Origin of the sequence: Pseudomonas sp. NPDC098747, assembly GCF_044760045.1 — a bacterium.
In the GTDB taxonomy this organism is placed as follows: Bacteria; Pseudomonadota; Gammaproteobacteria; order Pseudomonadales; family Pseudomonadaceae; genus Aquipseudomonas.
Genome location: NZ_JBIWAL010000022.1, coordinates 34,879 through 55,294, shown reverse-complemented (window position 1 = coordinate 55,294; position 20,416 = coordinate 34,879). Strand labels below are relative to the sequence as shown.

The following is a 20,416-nucleotide window of genomic DNA, read 5'->3' as shown; positions in this document are numbered from 1 at the left end:
GATTTCGCGCCCATGCCAGCATGCGCCGATTAGCGCGTGCCGGGTTGACCGATCTCAAGTTTGTGACCGGGAGGCGCTGCATAAGTTTATCGGCAGTGGGCAGCGGTTCTTGCGACCGCCGGTGTGTCTGCCGGCCCATGCCAGCAAGTTTGGGGCAAAGCTGCGAGTTTCAAGCAAGATTAGTCATCAAATAGCAGATGACCGGCCTTCGAATCTGCCGCGCACTGACATACACTGCGCGGCCGTTTTTTGACCGGAACCGAAAGACATGAAAGACGCCTCTCCAGCCCGTGCCTGCGGCATCGACTTCGGCACGTCCAACTCCACCGTCGGCTGGCTGCGCCCCGGCATGGAAACGATGATCGCGCTGGAAGACGACAAGATCACCCTGCCGTCGGTGGTCTTCTTCAACTTCGAGGAGCGCCGCCCGGTTTACGGTCGCCTGGCGCTGCACGAGTATCTGGAAGGCTACGAAGGCCGCCTGATGCGCTCGCTCAAGAGCCTGCTCGGCTCCAAGCTAATCAAGCACGACACCAGCGTCCTCGGTACGGCGATGCCATTCAAGGACTTGCTCGGGCTGTTCATCGGCCAGTTGAAAAACCGTGCCGAAGGCGCCGCCGGTCGGGAGTTCGAACAAGTGGTGCTCGGCCGCCCAGTGTTTTTCGTCGATGACGATCCGCTGGCCGACCAGGAAGCCGAAGACACGTTGGTGGACGTGGCGAAAAAGATCGGCTTCAAAGACGTGTCGTTCCAGTACGAACCGATCGCTGCGGCATTCGACTACGAGTCGACCATCGAAAAGGAAGAGCTGGTCCTGATCGTCGACATCGGCGGTGGTACCTCCGACTTCTCGCTGGTGCGCCTGTCGCCCGAGCGTCGAGCTGTGGATAACCGTCACGATGACATCCTCGCCACCGGCGGCGTGCACATCGGCGGTACCGACTTCGACAAACAGTTGAGCCTGCAAGGCCTGATGCCGCTGTTCGGCTACGGCAGTCGCATGAAGAGCGGCGCCTACATGCCGACCAGCCACCACATGAACCTGGCGACTTGGCACACGATCAACTCGGTGTACTCGCAAAAATCCAGCCTCGCGCTGGGCAGCATGCGTTACGACATCGAAGACACGGGCGGCATTGATCGCCTGTTCAAGTTGATCGAACAGCGCGCCGGGCACTGGCTGGCGATGGAAGTCGAGGAAACCAAGATTGAGCTGACCCACGCCGACAGCCGCCATGTGCCGCTGGACCGGATCGAGCCCGGGTTGAGTGTTGAGCTGACTCGGGCGTTGTTTGAATCAGCGATCGATGCGCTGCTGGAGCGGGTGCGCGGCAGCGTCACGAATTTGTTGAACGACGCCAATGTGCGTGTGGATCAAGTGGATACGGTGTTCTTCACCGGCGGTTCCAGCGGCATCCCGGCGCTGCGCAACAGCGTTTCGGCGATGTTGCCGAATGCGCGGCATGTCGAGGGGAATATCTTCGGCAGCATTGGCAGCGGTCTGGCGATTGAAGCGATGAAGCGCTACGGCGCGATGACCTGATCACAAGCCTTGTGGTAAAAGCCCTCTTAGCAAGGGCTTTGGGTGAGAGGTTTGTGTGTGAGGGCTTCTGTAGTGAGGAGATTTATTTTGGCGAGGGGATTTATCCCCGTTGGGTCGCGAAGCGGCCCCGCTTTTATTTCAAAGGCAGGGGACTGCTGCGCAGTCCAACGGGGATAAATCCCCTCGCCACAAGGGATCTGCTTAACCCATCAAAACAGTCACAGAGGCCTGATCAGCCGCTACAAAGTCTGGATCAAACCATCCCGCCCAGCTTCAACTCACTCTTCAGATACGCATAATAAATCGGCCCCGCCACCACTCCCGGCAAGCCGAATGCGGCCTCGAACACCAGCATCGCCAGCAGCAATTCCCACGACTTGGCACTGATCTGCCCGCCGACAATGCGCGCGTTGAGGAAGTATTCGAGCTTGTGGATAACAATCAGATATCCCAGTGCGGCCATCGCCACCCAGATCGACAGCGACAAGCCGACGATGGTGATCAGCGTGTTCGATATCAGGTTGCCGATCACCGGCAACAGACCAAGCAGAAAGGTCAGGACGATCAGGGTTTTGGTCAGCGGCAGATGGATGCCGAACATCGGCAGAATCACCGCGAGGAAAATCCCGGTGAAAAAGGTGTTCAGCAGAGAAATCTTGATCTGCGCGAAAACAATGTTGCGAAAGGCCTGAACCAGCAAGTGCAGACGGTCAAACAACGCTGCCGCCAAGGGTTTGCGTTTGGTCAGGTCCGGTATGCGCTGCAAGGCGATGATCGCGCCGAGCACCATGCCGATCAGCAATGTCACGAACATGTGTGCCGCGTCTTTGCCCACCAGTTGCAGGTCGGACAGGTGTTTGCTCATCCACTCGCCGATAGCCACCCGGAATTCAGCAGCGCTGGCCGGCAAATAGACATCAATGAACGGCGGCAACTGTCCGCGCGCTTGATCGACCACGCCCATGAACTTGTCGAGAGAGGCGCCGGGATTTTCCGCCTCGTGCAGAAGGAAACTGATAGCCCCGGCGAACAGCAGCGCCAACACACTCACCACCAGCGTACCCAGCAACGCCACCGCCAGCCACCGAGCGCGGCGACCTTCGATCAGCCGTTGCAGTTGCGGGGTGAGCATGTTGACCAGCTCGAACACCAGCAACCCGGCCAGCAGGCTGGGCAACAAGCTCAATGGCAGCACGAGCAGCAAACCGCCGAAAATGATGATGCAACTGACCCAGAACACAACATGACGCTCAGAAAACGTTGGCATACAGCCTCAAAACGAACGGCGTAAAAGGATGGGCAGTCTGCCAGCGATCCGGGGGGAGCACTAGGGATATGCGGTGTCTCGGTTTTTTGTGCCCGACTTGAGATCCAGCCCTCACCCTAGCCCTCTCCCCGAGGGAGAGGGGACCGATTGGGGGTTGGCGAAGAGGTCCGCCGACCTGATGGTGTTGTATTGAATCCATAATCGACCGGATTTTTCAGGTCGATGAATGCATTGAAACAACGCGGTCAGTCCCCTCTCCCTCCGGGAGAGGGTTAGGGTGAGGGCTGCTCTGGCGTTATTTTTTCTTCAGGCACTCACTCATGAACGCCTTGCGCGCATCGCCGCTCAGGGCTTTGTTTTTGGCATCGGCGTTGCAGGTGGTCATTTTCTGTTGCTGCGGGGTCAAGGCCTTGGCGTCATTGGCCGCCGGCGCTGCCTTGAGGCAAGTGCTCATGAAGGTTTTGCGCTCATCGCCTTTAAGACTCTTGGCGGTCGCATCGGCATTGCAGGTGGTCATCTTGTTCTGCTGCGCCGTGGCGGCGAAACCCTGGGAACACAGGAGCAAACCCATCATCAACAACGGGACACGCAACATCTTCATGGAGTTTTCTCCTTGTCGCCGCTTCGATGGAAGCGGCCTCTGCTGGAGTGTAGCCAAATCCTGTTACATCTTCCTGCCTTCCAGGTGACTGCGGCGGTACTGCTCCGGCGTACATCCGGCTTGGCGCGCGAACATGGCGATAAACGCCGAGCCGCTGCTGTAGCCGAGATCGAAAGCGATTTCCTGCACGCTGCGCGACGTTTCCAGCGCTTCAATTGCCGCGAGATAGCGCAGACGCTGGCGCCACTCGCCGAAACTCATCCCCAATTCGCGAACAAACTGCCGCGCCAGGGTGCGCTCGCTGACATGCACCTGCGCCGCCCAGTGCGCCAGAGGCTGGTTGTTGCCTGGCTCGGCTTGCAGGGTCTCAAGAATTGCCAGCAATCCGGGGCTGCTTGCATACGGCAGGTAACACTCATGCACCGGTGCCTGTTGCAGTTGATCGACCAGCACTTGCGCCAGTCGCCGATCAGCCTCCAGCTCAGGAATCTTGACGTCACGGGCGGCGAAGTCTTTGAGGATCGCCTTGAGGATATCGCTGATCGCCAAGGTGCAGGCCCGCGCCGGCAACTCGGCGCAGACCTTGGTATCGAGACACACCGCCCGATAATTGACCGGTTGGTGGCTGTAAAAACTGTGTTCGACCTGCGGCGGCACCCACACCGCGTATTGCGGTGGCGACATGAAGCGGCTGCCGTCGACGTCCATGTGCAATACCCCGTGAGCGGCGTATTCCAAAGTGCCCCACGGATGGCGGTGCGGCGCGGCAAACTCATGGGCGTTGAAATCGGCGTAGCGGAAGTACACCGCCGACGGCAATTCGCTGAAATCCAGCAGATCGATGTGTTTACTGTTCATGCTGTCCGCTTTCAGAGGCAGTTTGTCTGGTTCGAAGTATAGAGCTGCATCCAGACAAAGGATAATCGCGCATCAATCAACATACTGGTTTCAATTCATGCAATACGCTTTTCCCCTGCTGGCGATCTTCATCTGGGCCGGCAACACGGTGATCAACAAACTCGCGGTCGGTGCGATCTTCCCGGCCGAGATCGGTTTTTACCGCTGGCTGCTCGCCGGTTTGCTGTTTACACCGTTCATGCTCAAACAAGTGATCGCGCACTGGCCGCAGATCCGCCCCAACCTGGGCAAGATTTTCGTCCTCGGCGTGCTCGGTATGGCGGTGTATCAAAGCCTGGCTTACTTCGCCGCGACCCTGACTACCGCCACCAACATGGGCATCATTCTTTCGCTAATGCCGTTGATGTCGCTGGCCATGGCAATCATCAGTCTCGGCCAGCGCCTCACGGCCGGTGCGCTGGTGGGTGCGGTGCTTTCGTTCGCTGGCGTGCTGGTGGTGGTGTCGTCGGGCAGCCTCGGCGCGTTGTTGCAACACGGCGTGAACATGGGTGATGCGATGATGCTGATCGCCACGCTCGCCTATGCGATTTACAGCACCTTGCTGAAGAAATGGCAGCTGCGTCTGCCGCCGCTGGTGTTGCTGTATTTGCAGGTGCTGGTGGCGATTGTGGTGTTGTTTCCGCTGTATGCCGCCTCACCGAAAACCGGGCTGACGCTGCAGAATATTCCGCTGGTGTTGTATGCGTGCCTGTTGGCTTCGATGATCGCGCCGTTGGCCTGGATGCAGGCGGTGATGCGCCTCGGGCCGAGCCGGACGACGCTGTTCTTCAACTTGCTGCCGTTGATTACCGCGTTGATTGCGGCGCTGGTGTTGAAGGAACAGTTGGCGATGTATCACTTGGTCGGTGGTTTGCTGACGCTGGGTGGGGTGATTCTTTCCGAGCGCTGGACGACGGTGTTGGGCCGCAAGCTCAGCGTTGCCTGATCGGGCCTTTTTTAGCTTTTGTGGCCTCTGTGGCCTCTGTGGCCTCTGTGGCCTCTGTGGCCTCTGTGGCCTCTGTGGCCTCTGTGGCGAGGGGATTTATCCCCGTTGGGTCGCGCAGCGACCCAAAAAAGCGGGGCCGCTACGCAGCCCAACGGGGATAAATCCCCTCGCCACATAATCTCCTCGCCACATAATCCCTTGCCACATAATCCTCTCAGCAAATAATCCTCTGGGCCTCAGGAACGGTTCAAAGGCCGGCAGCTTCCAGGCGCGCCGCATGCTCGACAAACAACCGCACCGGATCCGCGCCCTTGCCCACCAGCCCCAGCGACTGATTGACGATGTCGAAATGATCCAGCGGATAGTCGTCACCAATCACCGTGCCCAGATGCGAGCTGTAACGCCCGACCATGCCGTCGCACTGCCCCGGCTCACGAACAAAAGTTTTCGCAAACAACCGACAGCTGCGATTGGTCCCGTCGAACAGATTGCCGCCACGATCGGTCTTGCCCGGCTGCAACGTTCCTGACCACGAGTAATAGCGCACGCCGTTGACCTCTTCCGGTCCGTGGCCGCCCCAGGTTTCAGGCAGACCCTGTGGATAACGCTGATTGAACAGCGCCACGCCTTCAGTCGTCAGTGAATGATGCGAGGCGTGAATATCCACAGGCAGTTTCGGCCCGTGATAACCGGTATCCAGCATCGCCATCAGCCAGCCGACAAAGTGCAGCAGCGCTTTGAGGACGCGGCCCTTGGCACTGTCTGCGGGGTAGTGTTTGTGCAGATAATCGGCGAGTTCCGAACCATGATTGGGCCCGGCCACCGAAGTCACCGACGCCACCAGATCCGGGCGTTTCGCTGCGGCATAACGCGCCGTCAACGAGCCCTGACTGTGGCCGAACAGATTGACCTTTTGCGCCCCGGTTTCGCGCAAAATCACGTCGATGCGCGCGAGCAATTGCTCGCCACGTACCTCGGTCGAATTGAGCGGCGACACCTGCACCGCAATCACGGTTGCACCACCACGGCGCAACGCCTTGATGATCCCGAACCAGTACGGATACAGCACCAGCCGGATAAACCCGAGCATTCCCGGCACCAGTACCAATGGATAACGTGTCGACATGGGTAAACATCCTTGTGGTCGGGTGAGTGGATGCAAAGCGTGCAAAACGCCCGCCAAGCATCCGCTGCAATGATGACAACGCAGCGACCAGCCTACTTCAGCCCTGCCACCCCCGCCACGATCAGGCCACCTGGAACGCCCTGGCGAGTTCGAGCAAGCGCTGCTCAGCCTCGGCCACCGACACTGCGAAGGTGCGTTCGGCAGACTCCTCGCCTTCGGCCGCGACCACCGTGACGTCGTTGATGCCGATAAAACCCAACGCCGTGCGCAGCCATGGGTCGGCGTGATTCAGGGCCTCCAGCGCACCGCCCGGGCCGAACCCGAAACCGCCGCGACTAGTGACGATCAGCGCCCTCTTGCCCTGCAACAACGGCGTGTACTGGGCCACGCCGTTGTCGAGCGTGTGATCAAAGGTCAGGCCCAATCGCACAATCTGATCAACCCAGGCCTTGAGGCCGCTGGGCACGCTGAAGTTGTACATCGGCGTAGAAATCAGCAGCAGATCGTGGTCGAACAACTCGCCAACCAGTTGATCGCTGAGCCCCAGATCAGCCTGCATCGACAGCGACCGGGCTTCGGGTTCGGGATGGAATGCGGCCGCGACAAAGGCCTCGTTGACCGCCGGAATCAGCGCCCTGCCGACTTCACGACGAGTGACTTGAGCCTGTGGATAACGCGCCTGCCAGTTACTGAGAAAACCTTCCGCCAGACGCCGCGAGTGCGAACGGTCGCCGCGTGGACTGGCATGGATCACAAGAATCTTGCTCATCTGTACTTCCTCCGGACTAGAATCAAACTGCTTGTGGCTTTCAGCTTGAGGCTCGCAGCCGCTCGTCTTCAAATGAGCAAAAATCAGTCTGGATGAATTCAGTTCATCCATGGAGTTATCAATGTTCGCCTCGTTGCCGTTGACCGCCCTGCGCGCCTTTGAGTCTGCCTCACGCTTGCTCAGCTTTAAGGCTGCCGCCGAAGAATTGTCGGTAACGCCGACGGCGATCTCCCATCAGATTCGGGCGCTGGAGGATTGGCTCGGCGTTGCCCTGTTCGAACGTCTGCCGCGCAAAGTACGCTTGACCGAGGGCGGCGAGCGACTGTTCCGCAGCCTGCATGGCGCGCTGCTGGAAGTCGCGCAAAGCGTCGACACCCTGCGTCCGCAACGCAGCGGCAGCAGCCTGACGCTGTCGACCACTGCCGCGTTTGCCGCACTGTGGCTGGTGCCACGCCTCGGGCGGTTTTATGCCAGGCACCCGACGATCAACGTGCGCCTCGACACCCATTGCGAAGTCATCGATCTGCATCAGGATGCCAGCGTCGATCTGGTGCTGCGTTACACCCTCGACGATTACCCGAGCCTTTATGGTCTGTGCCTGTTCGATGAATCGTTCGGGGTCTATGGTTCGCCAGAACAAGTCGCGTTGGCCGCGCGACGCACGCCGACGCTGATCAGCGTACGCTGGCACAACTCCAAGCTGTACGTTCATGGCTGGGGAGCCTGGTGCGCAAAGTCCGGCGAGAACTGGCTGCATCAGCATCCGGCAATCCGCGAATACGATGAGGAGCATTACGCGTTGCAAGCGGCGATCGCCGGGCAAGGACTGGTGCTGGCGAGCAATATCCTGGTCTCGGAGAGTGTCGCCAGTGGTTTGCTGGTGCCGTACAAGGGCGACGTTCAGGTCGATGGCGCGGGCTACAGCGCGTTGTGCGTGCCGGGGCGCGAGCGGCATCCGCCAGTGCGGGCATTTTTTGCATGGTTGCAGGAGGAAGCGCTTTTGTCAGGCCTGGCGCCAAGATCACAGCCTTCGGCAATTTCGGTGTAGATCCGATAAAACTTTTCCGCTCACCCATCACTCACAACCTGGGTAGGCGATCGCGCCTGTAGAGCGTGGCGCCAATCGGATTAGCCTCCAGGAGACTGAAATGAGCGACGACCTGCATCTGTCAGATGTCAAAACACTGCGCGAACGCGCACGGCTACACGTGGAAAACGGCGCAGTGACCGAGAGCTACAGCGCCAACCGTGAAGAGGTGCTGCGTTTGCTCAATGAATCGCTGGCCACAGAACTGGTCTGCGTCTTGCGCTACAAACGCCACTACTTCATGGCCAGCGGTCTGAAGGCCAGCACGGCCGCCGATGAGTTCCTTGAGCATGCCGTCCAGGAAGCCGAGCACGCCGACCGACTGGCCGAGCGCATTGTGCAATTGGGCGGCGAACCGGAGTTCAATCCGGACATGCTGTCGAAAATGTCCCACGCGCAATATGTAGCCGGGAACAGCTTGAAAGAAATGGTCTACGAAGACTTGGTGGCCGAGCGAATCGCGATCGATAGTTATCGCGAGATCATCCAGTACATCGGCGAGAAAGACCCGACCACCCGCCGCATTTTCGAAGACATCCTCGCGCAGGAAGAAGAGCATGCGGATGACATGGCTGACATTCTGAAAGATCTGTAACCACTTCTAAACCACCATCGCGGGCAAGCCCGCTCCCACAGGATTGATGCTGAAACTGTGGGAGCGGGCTCGCCCGCGATGGCGTCTGTATTAGCGCTGAAGAATTACTTGGTTGGCTTGACGGTAACCGGCGCCTTGCCCGACTTCATCTGTTCCAGCAGCGGCGCGCACTGATTCGGCTCCCCCCCACTCGGCGCCACCAATGCCAGCAGTCCCGCTGCCGGCGCGGCAATCACGCCCAACGCCACCATCCCCGCGCCACGCAATAACAGCGGCACCGCTTTCACGCCGGCATCCGGTTTGATGAACTTGCCGCGTACATACAGCGGCGAACGCAACGAGATCAAACGCCAGCCCTTGGATTCCGGCGTCACCGTCAGGTCCAGTTGCTCGGTCGCCATGTTCGCAGTGCCGTCGATGTAAATGATCGCGTTCTCGGTATCGAAGACAAACAGCTGCGTCGTCGCCAGACCCGTCTTGATATCGAAGTCCGCCGCCGCGCAGTTGATCTTCACTTCCTTGTCGCCAAAGATTTTGCCGACCACGTAGTTGCCGACGTTGAGGCCTGCCAGCTCCATCAGTTCGCGACTGATCGCGCCGTCGTTGATCAGCATCTTCAGATTGCCGTTGGCGCCGCCGAGCAGTTTGGCCACCGAGTTACCGCGCCCGCTGATATTGGCGTCGCCATTGAGCTCGCCGAAACTGGTTTTCATCGGTTCGAAAGTCGGGAACAACTCCTTGAGCTTGAACCCGCGCGCCGTCAACTTGGCCCGGCCCTCAAGCGGTTCGGTGCGACCGTTCAGACGAATTTGCGCATCGAGTTTGCCGCCCGCCACGCCGAAGCGCAGCGGCTCCAGACTGAGTACGCCGTCATCGAGCTTCAGGTGGGTGTAAAGATCGGTGAACGGCAGTTTTTCGCTGTGAACGATGCGCTTGCCGGTGAACTCGACATCGGCGTCCATCGCGCGCCAGCGGTCGGTCTTGAATTCGTCCACCGGCAGCACTTTGTCTGCCGGTTGTTTGCTCTCGCCGCTGCGAGTTTTTTGCTTGTCGTTCGAGTCGACACCGATCAACGGCCCGAGGTCAGCGAATAGCAGTTGGTTGGACACCAGCGCGCCGCTGAGTTTCGGCCGAGGCTGGCTGGCGACGTAAGTCAGGTCGCCATGGATGTCACTGCCGCCGATCTTGCCGTTGAATTTTTCATAAGTGAACTTCGCACCCGCCTCGTCATGCAACTTGGCGATCAGGTGGCCGTCGGTGGCGTATGGCGGCGTGTCCGGCAGGGTCACACCGGTCAGCGGATAGAGGTTGCCGAGGCTGGAGCCGGCCAGTTTCAGGCGCAGATCGAGGGCGCCGAGGTTGAGCGGGTCGGTCAAGGTACCGGCCAGTTCAATACTGGTGTCGCCGATTTTCGCCTGGGCCTGCAGCGGGAACGGTTTGCTCGAGTCCTGCAAAGCCAGCAACCCGCCGATCTTGCCCTGGCCGCTGAGTTTCTGGCCGTGGTACTGACCTTTTACCTTCAATGCGAAAGCATAGTCCTGCGGTGCGCCCACCTTGTCCTGCGTGGTTTTCGCCGCTTTGTCGCCGACGATATCGCTGTACGGAATCGGCTTGCCCAAAGGATCAATCAGCACATCAAGGTTGGTCTTCAGGGTCTGGTCGTCGAGGGTGACGTGGCCCTTGTCGAACTTGATGGCGCCGATATCGACAACCCAGTTCGACGGCTCGGCATTCGGATCCTTGGGATCGAACTTGAACGTCCAGTTGGCGCGGCCGTCGGCCAGGCGTTGCAACTCGGCGTTGGGTTCGGTCACGTCGATGCGCGGGATCACCACCCGTTGCGCCAGCAAGGCCAGCGGCGAAATACGCAATTCGACGCGCTTGAGCGTGACCATCTGCGGTTGCTTCGACCAGTCCGGATTGCCCAGGCTCAAGTCCTCGGCGACCACGTGCGGCCACGGCACCCAGGAACGCCAGCCGCCTTCATCCAGCTCGCGCTGCCAGATCACCGCGAGGTTGCCGTTGATGGCAAACGGTCGGTGCAGTTCTTCTGATACTTTGGCGTTGAGCGGCGGTTTGATCCGGTTCCAGTCGAAGAACACGATGATCAGCACCATTACTGCCAACAGCAGTACGAGGATGGCGAAGGTCCAGCTGAAGATTTTTCCAGTGCGCGTCATGCACAAAGCTCCTGATCACGACCGCACGCCGAAACACGGCGCACAGCTGAAACGGCGGGCCAAAGCGGCCCATATGAAATCTGTGACTGGCAAAAGGCCCGCAGGTTTAATCGATAGACCGATTAAGGCGCGAAAACCGCGCGAAATCCGACCGATCGGTCAGGCAGCGTTACCGCGACCCGCACTTTTGCGATGCACGAGTGGGTCGAAAATACCCACCGCGGTGCAAAAGCTTCCCTCTGAAAGGCCCGATCTAGAGCCTCCCGCCAGAACAATCAATTCTGTTGATTATTACCATTGCGTTTATGAACTTTTATATCGACTTATCGAGAGTAGCATTGCCCTCGTACCCACTTTATCGCCCTCCCAAGGAGCAACCCATCATGAAACGCCAATTACTGCTTAGCCTAACCCTGTCGATGCTAGCCAGCACTGCTTTCGCTCTGCCCGCTGCCGAACAAGCCACACCGCAAGTAAAAGATAGCCACTCGGTGCTCAGCCAGACTGTTGCTGCCGATGGCTCGGATCGCACGCCACAAGGTCAGGCTGTCGCCGAAAACGGTCGTAATCGCCTGGAAGAAAAAGGTCTGGTTGAAGACGGCTACGACAAGACTCCACAAGGCCAAGCTGTCGCCGAAGGTGGTAATGATCGCCTGAAAGAAAAAGGTCTGGTCGAAGACGGTTATGACAAGACTCCACAAGGTCAACTTGCCGAAGGTGGTGGTGACCGTGTTATCGAACGCAACAGCGCTGTGAGCTAAGCCCATGGCGGCCATTAAAAAAGCCCAATCCTCGGATTGGGCTTTTGCCTTTTTAGCCGTTGCCATAATAAGTCGCCAATTCCCCGCAGCCTCCCCCATTGCCGTTCGACGCCGATAAAGCCGATTTGCTAGAGTGCGGCGCTTGTCCTGCCAAAGAACACACCTTGCGATGCTGCCCCGCGCCGAACAGAAACAACAGACCCGCAACGCCCTGATGGACGCTGCCCGCCACTTGATGGAAAGCGGCCGAGGATTCGGCAGCCTGAGCCTGCGCGAAGTGACGAAAACCGCCGGCATCGTGCCCACCGGTTTCTATCGGCATTTTGCCGATATGGACGAACTCGGTCTGGTGCTGGTCAGCGAAGTGGGCCAGACCTTCCGCGAAACCATTCGCTTGGTGCGCCACAACGAATTCGTCATGGGCGGCATCATCGATGCATCGGTGCGGATCTTCCTCGACGTGGTCAGCGCTAACCGTTCGCAGTTCCTGTTTCTGGCACGCGAACAGTACGGGGGTTCGCTGCCGGTGCGCCAGGCGATTGGGCGTTTGCGCGAGAACATCAGTTCCGACCTCGCGGCCGATCTGACGATGATGCCCAAGCTTCAGCATCTGGACGCCGAAGGCCTGAGCGTGGTGGCTGACCTGATCGTCAAATCGGTGTTCGCCACCCTGCCGGACATCATCGACCCGCCGGCCGAAGCCTTGCCGGAGCATTTGACGGCGCAGGCGAAGATAACCCAGCAATTGCGTTTCATCTTTATCGGGCTCAAGCATTGGCAAGGTCTGGGCAGTACCGAGTAACTCCCATTTATTCTGATCCACCTCATATCCCCTGTGGGAGCGAGCTTGCTCGCGAAAGCGGCCTGTCATTCACCATCAACGGTAAATGACACACCGCCTTCGCGAGCAAGTTCACTCCACAATGGCTCAGCATGACGGCCTCTATTTGGTGCATGTAAAAAACTTCATGCACCAAAACGCCTCAAATCTCCGCAACATCCTGCAACACCCTCTACGCTCCGACAGGGATTTCCTACATATCGTCCGATTGGCAAGCCCCTTGCTCTAGCCTGAGTATTGTCCACTGCTGGAAGCTTTCCGATGCTGGTGATCCATCGCAGAATCGACCCTCAACCCGTCTGGTCCGCCGAGTTGCACTTGACCTTCGAGGCGCGAAGCAAAAGCCGTTTGCGCTGTTTCAGTGCCGAGAACGAAGACGTCGGGTTGTTTTTGGAGCGCGGTCAGCCGCCGTTGTATGACGGCGAATGCCTACAGGCCGAAGACGGTCGCATCGTCCGTGTCTGCGCCCGCCCTGAACAACTGCTGCACGTCACTTGTGCCAACGCCTTCGAGCTGACCCGCGCTGCGTATCACCTGGGCAATCGCCACGTCGCCCTGCAAGTCGGCGATGGCTGGCTGCGCTTGCTCGATGACTACGTGCTCAAAGCCATGCTGGAACAACTTGGCGCGCAGGTTGAAGCGATTGAGGCGCCGTTCCAGCCGGAACACGGTGCCTACGGCGGCGGCCATCACCATTCGCGGCACGGCGATGAAGACTTCAACTACGCGCCCAAACTGCACCAGTTCGGCGTTCGCTTATGAACCCAGCCTGGGCGCTGCTGCGCCTGGCCAGTCCGCAATTGCCGATTGGCGGCTACAGCTATTCACAAGGCCTGGAAATGGCTGTGGATAACGGCCGCGTGAACAACCCGGACAGCGCCCGCCGCTGGATCAGCGATCAGTTGCTGCTCAACCTCGCCCGTTTCGAAGCGCCGCTGTTGCTTGCTCATTGCCAGGCAGCGGCCGACGAAAGCTGGGGCGAATTACTGCACATCTGCGAAACCCACCGTGCCAGCCGCGAGTCTCGCGAATTGCATCTGGAAAGTCGGCAGATGGGTTATTCGTTGCAGCAACTGCTCAACGGCTTGCCGGAACTCGACGCGCCGGCCCGAGCCTTTCTCGTGCAATGCAGCGAACCGCATCTGGCACTTGGCTGGGCACTAGCCGCCCGCGCCTGGGGTATCAGCCCCCAAGACGCCCTCGCCGCCTGGTTGTGGAGCTGGCTTGAAAACCAGCTTGCCGTGCTGATGAAAACCTTGCCGCTGGGCCAGCAAGCCGCGCAGCGCCTGACCAGTGAACTGCTGCCGCTGCTGCAACAGGCGCAGCAAGACGCGACCCACATCAACCCCGAACACATTGGCAGCGCCGCGTTCGGCCTGTCCCTGACGTGCATGGCCCATGAGCGCCAGTACAGCCGTCTGTTCCGTTCCTAGGGCCAGTTATTTTGGGCCTTTTATTTTTGGAGAAGCCGCATGAACACACAACCTCTGCGCATCGGTATCGGCGGCCCGGTCGGTTCCGGCAAAACCGCGTTGACCCTGGCCCTGTGCCTCGCCTTGCGCGAGCGCTACAACCTCGCCGTGGTCACTAACGATATCTACACCCGCGAAGACGCCGATTTTCTGGTGCGCAACGAAGCGCTGGCGCCAGAGCGGATCATCGGCGTGGAAACCGGCGGCTGCCCGCACACGGCAATTCGCGAAGACGCCTCGATCAACCTCGAAGCGGTCGATCAATTGAACCGGCGTTTTCCGGGGCTGGATCTGATTCTGGTGGAATCTGGCGGCGACAACCTTTCGGCGACGTTCAGCCCGGAACTGTCCGACCTGACCATCTACGTGATCGACGTCTCGGCCGGCGACAAGTTGCCGCGCAAGGGCGGGCCGGGCATCTGCAAATCTGACCTGCTGGTGATCAACAAGATCGACCTGGCGCCACTGGTCGGTGCTTCGCTGGAAATGATGGATAGCGACACCAAGCGCATGCGCAACGGCAAGCCATTCGTGTTCAGCAACCAGAAAACCGGCCAGGGCCTGGAAGAAATCATCGCCTTCATCGAACGCCAAGGCTTGCTGACCGCAGCCTGATTCACTTATCAACAAGGAAGCTTATCCATGACACTCAAACGTATTCTCGGCGCAGTGGCGCTGCTGCTGACACCGGCATTGGCCTTCGCACATCCGGGGCACGGCGACAGCGGTTTGATCGCCGGCATCAGCCACCCGATTGGCGGTCTCGACCATTTGTTGGCGATGGTCGCCGTCGGCTTGTGGGCAGCGCAGCAAAAAGGCGCGGCGCGCTGGGCGCTGCCTTGCACCTTTGTCGGCACCATGCTGATCGGCGGCATGCTCGGTTTTGAAGGGCTGGAACTGCCGGCGCTGGAAAGCGGGATCGCCGCATCGGTGCTGGCGCTGGGCCTGGCCGTGGCGCTGGCGGTGCGTCCGCCGCTGGTAATGGCAGTGGCGGCGACGGCGCTGTTTGCGTTGTTTCATGGGGTCGCGCATGGGCTGGAGTTGCCGGAGATGAGCAACCCTTGGGCGTACGCCGCAGGTTTCGTCGCGGCCACGGCAGCGTTGCATGCGGCGGGTTATGGCGTGGTGCGGGTGTTGCCACGCGCCGCGGCGCCGTTGGTGCGGTTGGCGGGTGCGGCTTCGGCAATGACTGGCGCCTGGCTGCTGGCCGGTTAATTTCTATTGCCTGAACTGACCCCTTCGCGAGCAAGCTCGCTCCCACAGGTGATCTGCGTTGTTCACAACTATTGTGTTCGGCGCAATTGCAATGTGGGAGCGAGCTTGCTCGCGAAGACGGTCTGACAGACACCGGGTCTCTAAAGGCTGCCGCTCTGCTACCATGTCGCGCAATCGCCCCAGCCGTGACGACGTCCGCCAATGCCCCATGCTTCCCACTGCAAATCCCTGCCTGAATTGACCGCCCTGTTCACCGCGGTGCAACAGCACTTCGTCAACGTGATCGTGCCGCTCTGGCAAGGCCCGGGCTGGAATGCCGACATGGCACTGCCCTACGAAGCACTCGACGCTGGCCATCAACCGTTGCCAGCGCAACGTTATCGGGCGATGGCTTGCGCACGGCAGTTGTACCTGTTTTCCAGCCTGATCGGCGTTGTCGATAATGCTGAGGAACGCGCAGCCGCGCTGTTCCGTTCCCTGCAACGGCACTTCCACGATGCCGAGCACGGCGGCTGGTTCTACAGCATCGATGCACAGGGCAAACCGCTGGATCAGCGCAAGGATCTCTATACCCACGCGTTTATCCTGTTTGCCTGCGCGCATTACTGGGAAAAGTCCCGCGAGCCGCTGGTGGAATCGACGTTGAACGCCGCGCTGGAAGTCATCGGCCGACGTTTCGCCACCGGCGATGGCCTGTACGAAGCCTGCCTTGACCGCGACTGGATCACCCTCGAAACCGGCCCGCTGCAAAACCCGTTGATGCACTTGGCCGAAGCCTTCCTTGCCACTTTGCAAGTTCGCCAGGACAGCGCAACGCAACAGGCGCTGCTTGAGTTATGCACAGCCATGCACAAGCGCTTCGTTGACCCGCAGCATGGCGTGTTGATGGAGAAACCGCTGGGCGCTGTGGATAACTGGTACGAGCCCGGGCACCAGTTCGAATGGTATTTCCTGCTGCAATCGTCAGCGCTGCTGCGCGGTTCGAAATTGCATTCGGCGCTTGATAAGGCGTTTGCCTTCACCGAGCAATTCGGAGTGGAGCAGCCGTCCGGCGCGGTGCGGGCAATGCTTGATCTGAAACAGGACGGGCACCTGAAAGATTCAACCCAGCGGATCTGGGCACAGGCCGAATACCTGCGGGCACTGACCTTGCGTCCGAACAGTGAAGTCGTGGTATTGCATCAATTGCAGGCGTTGCAACAGCGCTTTCTGCATGCCGGTGGTTGGCATGAGTGCCGCGATGAGCTGGGCGAGGTCAGCCGCAAGGACATGCCCTCGACCACGCCGTATCACTTGGCGACGTGCTATCGCGGCTTGGCTGAATATCTTCGCTGATTTAAAAATTGCCTTCGCGAGCAAGCTCGCTCCCACAGTTGATCTGCGCCGTTCACAAATATTGTGTTCGGCGCGATTCCAATGTGGGAGCGAGCTTGCTCGCGAATGGCCGTTACACGGTCTTCAGGCAATCCACTTCTTGTCGCCAGTAAAACTGATGGTCAACCATCGCGCCGCATCCGGTTTGCCCAGCTTCGCGGAAATCTCCTCACGCAGCGCATCCAGTTGCCCGACGTTGTCCAGTCGGTAATCCGCCGGCAACACCACATGAATCTCGATAAACCGCGCCCTCCCGTGCTTCTGCACGTAGGACACGTAATCGTCGAAACCACGCTCGACCTTCACCGTGTCCATAACCTGGCGCACGTGGTCATTCAGCGTGTCCGGTGCAATGCCAAGCACATCGCGTAACGCCGGGCCGATGATCTTGAACGCCGGTGACAGCATGGTCAGGGCCAGTACGATCAGGATCAGCGGATCGACGTAAACCGCCCATTCGCCATAGCCCTGGGACTTGAGCAGCAGCGCCGTGAGAAAACTTATCAGCAGGCCCACAGAAAGCATCGCATCCACCAACCAACTGATGTTGTCGAACTGGATCAGGCTGGATTTGAGCTTGCGATTGCGCCGGCGTACGTAGAAAAAGTAGGCGAACTCGACCACGGTAAACACGGCGGCATAGATGATCACCAGACCCAACTCAATGTCGCGACCACCGTCGATGATGCCGAACACACCGTTGAGAAACGCGTAGATGGCAATCAACAGCAAGAAACTGCCTTCAATCAGCAGCACCATTGGTTCCAGATGCCAGAAACCGAACTGGAAACGGTGATTGCTTTCCTTGGCGATCAACTTTGCAGTGATCAGCATCAGGACTTTGATAAATGTTGCGATCAGCGAGAAAAAACCATCGAACAGGATGGATTGGGAACCTGAAACAAAACCGGTGACGATCCCGGCAATCGACACTGCGAACATCAGGATGGTCGATTGTTTGAGCAGCGACTGCTCACCTCGGTTACTCACGTAGCCTCCTCTAAAAACCTTGAAAACCGCGGGGTGCGGTGGGGTTGTTGAGGAGGGAGTTTACCTTATGGGGATGTATCGCCCGTTCTGACCTCATCGCTGGCAAGCCAGCTCCCACAATTACCGAGTCGGCTACAAGATTTGTGTGCGCCGATAAAACCTGTGGGAGCTGGCTTGCCAGCGATGGCCATTGTGCGGTCTTAAGCCTTGTTACGCTCGATGGCAAACCCGGCCCAGGTCTGGCTCACCGGCATCAGTTCCAGACTATTGATGTTGATATGCGCCGGCGCATTCATCACCCAGAAAATCGTGTCGGCGATGTCTTGCGGCTGGATCGGCTCGGCCCCGGCGTAAGTCGCGTTGTACCGCTCCTGATCACCGGCGAAACGCACCAGCGAGAATTCGCTCTCGCACAGCCCCGGTTCAATGTTGCTGACGCGCACGCCGGTGCCCTGCAAGTCGCAGCGCAGGTTCAGCGAAAACTGCTTAACGAACGCTTTGGTCGCGCCGTAAACATGGCTGCCGGGGTACGGATAGTTGCCGGCGATGGAGCCGAGGTTGACGATGCCGGCGCCGCGACCATGGGCGATCAGGCGCGGCAGCAGCAAGCGAGTGGCGTACATCAGGCCTTTGACGTTGGTGTCGACCATGGTGTCCCAGTCATCCAGATCGCATTTCGGCGCAGGGTCCACGCCCAACGCCAGACCCGCGTTGTTGATCAGGCCACGCAGTTTGGCGAACGACGGCGGCAGGTTGGCAATCGCCTCTTCCATCGCCTTGCGATCCCGAACATCAAGCACCAGGCCATGCACTTCGGTCTGTTTCGACAATTCGGCGCACAGGGCGTTGAGGCGTTCTTCACGACGACCGGTCAGCACCAGTTTCCAGCCAGCCTCGGCAAAACGACGGGCGCAAGCTTCACCAAAACCGGACGTTGCACCGGTGATAAACAGGGTGTTGGACATCGTGTTCTCCTTGCTTCGACCGCGAGGGCAGCCATTGGAATAGAAAATCAGCAGGCAGCATGCCCGGCCCCGCAAGCACGGGCAACACCCGCGCACTGTACAAAAAACAACCAATCGTTCCAACGCCATAGCCAACGCGGCCTGTAGCCATGTGCACGCATGTTATCCACAACCCCTTCCACAGTTTCCGGGGGCAAGTGGGAACGCGCAAAGCCGCGCCACACAAGGCTTTGCGGGCGAAATAGAAAGTTTTTTGCTTGACCGTGAAGCGGCACATGTGCGGGACATGGCATTTTGCACGACAGGTCGGTCAGCACAGTGATTGCGCGAGGCCAGCAATTACGGCCCTTAGCGGGGTCTTTCCAGAGTTTAGTCACAGACTTATCCACAGACTCGTGAGCATCAAACCTGCTGCGATGCAGCCCCCACAAAAAGGTTGACAAAGACGTCTGCCGCTCCAGCAAAAACGCCTGATCAAAAAACAACCACATCCCTGCAGACCACGTTTTTAAAGGGTTGCAGCCAGCTACTCCCACGTTATTCACAGCCAGCTCCACAGCAAACGGGGACAAGTCAAAACTGTGCAAAAACAGCCATTTGCAGCGTCTATATGTCGCGCTTTGGCAGGTAGCGGAATTTGTTTTCCACAATTTCACTAAAGGGCACCACGCAACCTTTGGGAGCGGGCTTGCCAGCGATGAGGGAGTCACTGGCAACAACTTTGCTGAATGATGAACCGCTATCGCCGGCAAGCCAGCTCCCACAGAGGATTGTGTTGAATTTGAGGAATAAAAAAGCCCCGAGGCTCGCGCGTCGGGGCATGTGCATAACGATGAAACTCAGTGCCCGCCCAGATAGGCGTTACGCACCTCCTCGTTCACTAGCAACTCCTTCCCGGTGCCGGTCAGGCGAATCTCGCCGTTGACCATCACATACGCACGATCCGACAGCTTCAACGCATGGTTGGCGTTCTGCTCGACAAGGAAAATCGTCATGCCGGTTTTCGCCAGTTCCCGCAGGGTCGCAAAGATTTGCTTCACCACGATCGGCGCCAGCCCCAGGCTCGGTTCATCGAGCAGCAACAACTTCGGTCGGCTCATCAATGCGCGCGCAATGGCGAGCATCTGCTGTTCGCCGCCGGACATGGTCATCGCCCGCTGAGTACGCCGCTCTTCAAGCCGTGGGAACAACTCGAACATGCGCTGCATATCCTCTTTGGCGTACTTGTCGCCAATCGGGATGGTGCCCATCAGCAGGTTTTCCTCGACGGTCATGTCGGGGAACACCCGCCGCCCTTCCGGCGACTGCGCAATGCCGTGGGACGCGATGTAGTGCGAGGACTTGTGGGTAATGTCGACGCCTTGATAAATGATCTGCCCGCTTGCCGCCCGGGGCTGGCCGAAGATCGACATCAGCAATGTCGATTTACCCGCGCCGTTGGAGCCGATCAGGCTGACGGTTTCCCCTTCGTTGATCTGCAGCGAAACGCCTTTGAGTGCCTGGATCGGGCCGTAAAACACGTCCAGGTTTTTCAGTTCGAGGATCGGTTGGCTCATACCAGCTCCTCTTCGTCGGCGCCCAGGTAGGCGGCAATCACTTTCGGGTCGTTGCGGATGGCTTCAGGGCCGCCCTCGGCGATGACGATGCCGTGGTCCAGCACCACGATGTGGTCGGAAATGCTCATTACCATGCCCATGTCGTGTTCGATCAGCACCACGGTCAGATCGTGCTCGTCGCGCAGTAGCCGGATCATCGCGCTCAGCGCTTCGGTTTCCTGAGGGTTGAGG

20 protein-coding genes and 1 pseudogene are annotated in these 20,416 nt (G+C 59.1%); 11 read left to right on the top strand and 10 right to left on the bottom strand.

Annotated elements, in window-relative coordinates; all coding sequences use genetic code 11:
- The first annotated feature begins 268 nt into the window (after positions 1–268).
- On the top strand, positions 269–1,543 hold the full coding sequence (locus tag ACIQVE_RS15525; protein ID WP_402809789.1) for an Hsp70 family protein: 1,275 nt from the start codon (positions 269–271) through the stop codon (positions 1,541–1,543).
- Between the two features lie 253 nt (positions 1,544–1,796).
- Here ACIQVE_RS15525 and ACIQVE_RS15520 read toward each other — a convergent pair whose 3' ends face one another.
- The 3 genes from ACIQVE_RS15520 to ACIQVE_RS15510 form a co-directional block, all read right to left on the bottom strand.
- A complete protein-coding gene (locus tag ACIQVE_RS15520) occupies positions 1,797–2,810 on the bottom strand; it encodes an AI-2E family transporter (RefSeq protein ID WP_402809787.1) in 1,014 nt (337 codons plus the stop codon).
- 295 nt (positions 2,811–3,105) lie between these two features.
- Positions 3,106–3,411 (bottom strand): PsiF family protein, encoded by a 306-nt coding sequence (locus tag ACIQVE_RS15515; protein WP_402809785.1) that lies wholly within the window; start codon positions 3,409–3,411, stop codon positions 3,106–3,108.
- Between the two features lie 63 nt (positions 3,412–3,474).
- Positions 3,475–4,269: an AraC family transcriptional regulator gene (locus tag ACIQVE_RS15510; protein ID WP_402809782.1), complete on the bottom strand. Its 795-nt coding sequence runs from the start codon at positions 4,267–4,269 to the stop codon at positions 3,475–3,477.
- A 97-nt stretch (positions 4,270–4,366) separates the two neighbouring features.
- Here ACIQVE_RS15510 and ACIQVE_RS15505 point away from each other — a divergent pair, with 97 nt between their 5' ends.
- Positions 4,367–5,254, top strand: a complete 888-nt coding sequence (locus tag ACIQVE_RS15505) for a DMT family transporter (protein ID WP_402809780.1) — start codon at positions 4,367–4,369, stop codon at positions 5,252–5,254.
- 247 nt (positions 5,255–5,501) lie between these two features.
- On the opposite strand, the gene ACIQVE_RS15500 is transcribed toward ACIQVE_RS15505, so the two are convergent.
- Entirely contained in the window at positions 5,502–6,380 is an 879-nt protein-coding gene (locus tag ACIQVE_RS15500; protein ID WP_402809778.1) for an alpha/beta fold hydrolase, read from the bottom strand.
- A gap of 121 nt (positions 6,381–6,501) precedes the next feature.
- Positions 6,502–7,149, bottom strand: coding sequence for an FMN-dependent NADH-azoreductase (locus ACIQVE_RS15495; protein WP_402809775.1), 648 nt, complete (start codon positions 7,147–7,149; stop codon positions 6,502–6,504).
- 109 nt (positions 7,150–7,258) lie between these two features.
- Here ACIQVE_RS15495 and ACIQVE_RS15490 point away from each other — a divergent pair, with 109 nt between their 5' ends.
- Positions 7,259–8,197, top strand: a complete 939-nt coding sequence (locus ACIQVE_RS15490; protein WP_402809772.1) for a LysR substrate-binding domain-containing protein — start codon at positions 7,259–7,261, stop codon at positions 8,195–8,197.
- 100 nt (positions 8,198–8,297) lie between these two features.
- Positions 8,298–8,831: a bacterioferritin gene (locus ACIQVE_RS15485; protein WP_402809769.1), complete on the top strand. Its 534-nt coding sequence runs from the start codon at positions 8,298–8,300 to the stop codon at positions 8,829–8,831.
- Positions 8,832–8,935: 104 nt separating this feature from the next.
- Here the strand turns inward: ACIQVE_RS15485 and ACIQVE_RS15480 are convergent, their stop codons facing one another.
- Positions 8,936–11,011, bottom strand: a complete 2,076-nt coding sequence (locus ACIQVE_RS15480; protein ID WP_402809767.1) for an AsmA family protein — start codon at positions 11,009–11,011, stop codon at positions 8,936–8,938.
- 383 nt (positions 11,012–11,394) lie between these two features.
- Between ACIQVE_RS15480 and ACIQVE_RS15475 the strand changes: the two genes are divergently transcribed.
- The 7 genes from ACIQVE_RS15475 (at position 11,395) to ACIQVE_RS15445 (ending at position 16,635) form a co-directional block, all read left to right on the top strand.
- On the top strand, positions 11,395–11,772 hold the full coding sequence (locus ACIQVE_RS15475) for a hypothetical protein (RefSeq protein ID WP_402809764.1): 378 nt from the start codon (positions 11,395–11,397) through the stop codon (positions 11,770–11,772).
- Between the two features lie 169 nt (positions 11,773–11,941).
- Positions 11,942–12,574, top strand: a complete 633-nt coding sequence (locus tag ACIQVE_RS15470; protein WP_150602604.1) for a TetR family transcriptional regulator — start codon at positions 11,942–11,944, stop codon at positions 12,572–12,574.
- 300 nt (positions 12,575–12,874) lie between these two features.
- Positions 12,875–13,375 (top strand): urease accessory protein UreE, encoded by a 501-nt coding sequence (gene ureE / locus ACIQVE_RS15465; RefSeq protein WP_402809760.1) that lies wholly within the window; start codon positions 12,875–12,877, stop codon positions 13,373–13,375.
- Positions 13,372–14,046 (top strand): urease accessory protein UreF, encoded by a 675-nt coding sequence (locus ACIQVE_RS15460; RefSeq protein WP_402809757.1) that lies wholly within the window; start codon positions 13,372–13,374, stop codon positions 14,044–14,046. The genes ureE and ACIQVE_RS15460 overlap by 4 nt, the downstream gene beginning before the upstream one ends.
- A 39-nt stretch (positions 14,047–14,085) precedes the next feature.
- Positions 14,086–14,700, top strand: a complete 615-nt coding sequence (gene ureG / locus ACIQVE_RS15455) for an urease accessory protein UreG (RefSeq protein ID WP_402809755.1) — start codon at positions 14,086–14,088, stop codon at positions 14,698–14,700.
- A gap of 27 nt (positions 14,701–14,727) precedes the next feature.
- Complete coding sequence (locus tag ACIQVE_RS15450; protein WP_402809752.1) at positions 14,728–15,300, top strand: HupE/UreJ family protein; 573 nt, start codon at positions 14,728–14,730, stop codon at positions 15,298–15,300.
- A gap of 201 nt (positions 15,301–15,501) precedes the next feature.
- Complete coding sequence (locus tag ACIQVE_RS15445) at positions 15,502–16,635, top strand: AGE family epimerase/isomerase (protein WP_402809750.1); 1,134 nt, start codon at positions 15,502–15,504, stop codon at positions 16,633–16,635.
- Positions 16,636–16,758: 123 nt separating this feature from the next.
- On the opposite strand, the gene ACIQVE_RS15440 is transcribed toward ACIQVE_RS15445, so the two are convergent.
- The 4 genes and pseudogenes from ACIQVE_RS15440 to ACIQVE_RS15425 form a co-directional block, all read right to left on the bottom strand.
- Entirely contained in the window at positions 16,759–17,664 is a 906-nt protein-coding gene (locus ACIQVE_RS15440) for a cation diffusion facilitator family transporter (protein WP_402809748.1), read from the bottom strand.
- 200 nt (positions 17,665–17,864) lie between these two features.
- Entirely contained in the window at positions 17,865–18,629 is a 765-nt protein-coding gene (locus ACIQVE_RS15435) for an SDR family oxidoreductase (protein ID WP_402809746.1), read from the bottom strand.
- An 839-nt stretch (positions 18,630–19,468) separates the two neighbouring features.
- Positions 19,469–20,185 carry an ABC transporter ATP-binding protein gene (locus ACIQVE_RS15430; protein WP_402809743.1) on the bottom strand — a complete coding sequence of 239 codons (717 nt, stop codon included), beginning with the start codon at positions 20,183–20,185 and terminating at the stop codon, positions 19,469–19,471.
- Positions 20,182–20,416: pseudogene (locus ACIQVE_RS15425) on the bottom strand (ABC transporter ATP-binding protein); the annotation flags it as partial. The pseudogene ACIQVE_RS15425 and the gene ACIQVE_RS15430, both read right to left, overlap by 4 nt.

Bases quoted from the DNA above. Each gene is read 5' to 3' on its own strand.
- ACIQVE_RS15525 (WP_402809789.1), top strand. From the start codon at position 269: ATGAAAGACGCCTCTCCAGCCCGTGCCTGCGGCATCGACTTCGGCACG.
- ACIQVE_RS15520 (WP_402809787.1), bottom strand. From the start codon at position 2,810: ATGCCAACGTTTTCTGAGCGTCATGTTGTGTTCTGGGTCAGTTGCATC.
- ACIQVE_RS15515 (WP_402809785.1), bottom strand. From the start codon at position 3,411: ATGAAGATGTTGCGTGTCCCGTTGTTGATGATGGGTTTGCTCCTGTGT.
- ACIQVE_RS15510 (WP_402809782.1), bottom strand. From the start codon at position 4,269: ATGAACAGTAAACACATCGATCTGCTGGATTTCAGCGAATTGCCGTCG.
- ACIQVE_RS15505 (WP_402809780.1), top strand. From the start codon at position 4,367: ATGCAATACGCTTTTCCCCTGCTGGCGATCTTCATCTGGGCCGGCAAC.
- ACIQVE_RS15500 (WP_402809778.1), bottom strand. From the start codon at position 6,380: ATGTCGACACGTTATCCATTGGTACTGGTGCCGGGAATGCTCGGGTTT.
- ACIQVE_RS15495 (WP_402809775.1), bottom strand. From the start codon at position 7,149: ATGAGCAAGATTCTTGTGATCCATGCCAGTCCACGCGGCGACCGTTCG.
- ACIQVE_RS15490 (WP_402809772.1), top strand. From the start codon at position 7,259: ATGGAGTTATCAATGTTCGCCTCGTTGCCGTTGACCGCCCTGCGCGCC.
- ACIQVE_RS15485 (WP_402809769.1), top strand. From the start codon at position 8,298: ATGAGCGACGACCTGCATCTGTCAGATGTCAAAACACTGCGCGAACGC.
- ACIQVE_RS15480 (WP_402809767.1), bottom strand. From the start codon at position 11,011: ATGACGCGCACTGGAAAAATCTTCAGCTGGACCTTCGCCATCCTCGTA.
- ACIQVE_RS15475 (WP_402809764.1), top strand. From the start codon at position 11,395: ATGAAACGCCAATTACTGCTTAGCCTAACCCTGTCGATGCTAGCCAGC.
- ACIQVE_RS15470 (WP_150602604.1), top strand. From the start codon at position 11,942: ATGCTGCCCCGCGCCGAACAGAAACAACAGACCCGCAACGCCCTGATG.
- ureE (WP_402809760.1), top strand. From the start codon at position 12,875: ATGCTGGTGATCCATCGCAGAATCGACCCTCAACCCGTCTGGTCCGCC.
- ACIQVE_RS15460 (WP_402809757.1), top strand. From the start codon at position 13,372: ATGAACCCAGCCTGGGCGCTGCTGCGCCTGGCCAGTCCGCAATTGCCG.
- ureG (WP_402809755.1), top strand. From the start codon at position 14,086: ATGAACACACAACCTCTGCGCATCGGTATCGGCGGCCCGGTCGGTTCC.
- ACIQVE_RS15450 (WP_402809752.1), top strand. From the start codon at position 14,728: ATGACACTCAAACGTATTCTCGGCGCAGTGGCGCTGCTGCTGACACCG.
- ACIQVE_RS15445 (WP_402809750.1), top strand. From the start codon at position 15,502: ATGCCCCATGCTTCCCACTGCAAATCCCTGCCTGAATTGACCGCCCTG.
- ACIQVE_RS15435 (WP_402809746.1), bottom strand. From the start codon at position 18,629: ATGTCCAACACCCTGTTTATCACCGGTGCAACGTCCGGTTTTGGTGAA.
- ACIQVE_RS15430 (WP_402809743.1), bottom strand. From the start codon at position 20,185: ATGAGCCAACCGATCCTCGAACTGAAAAACCTGGACGTGTTTTACGGC.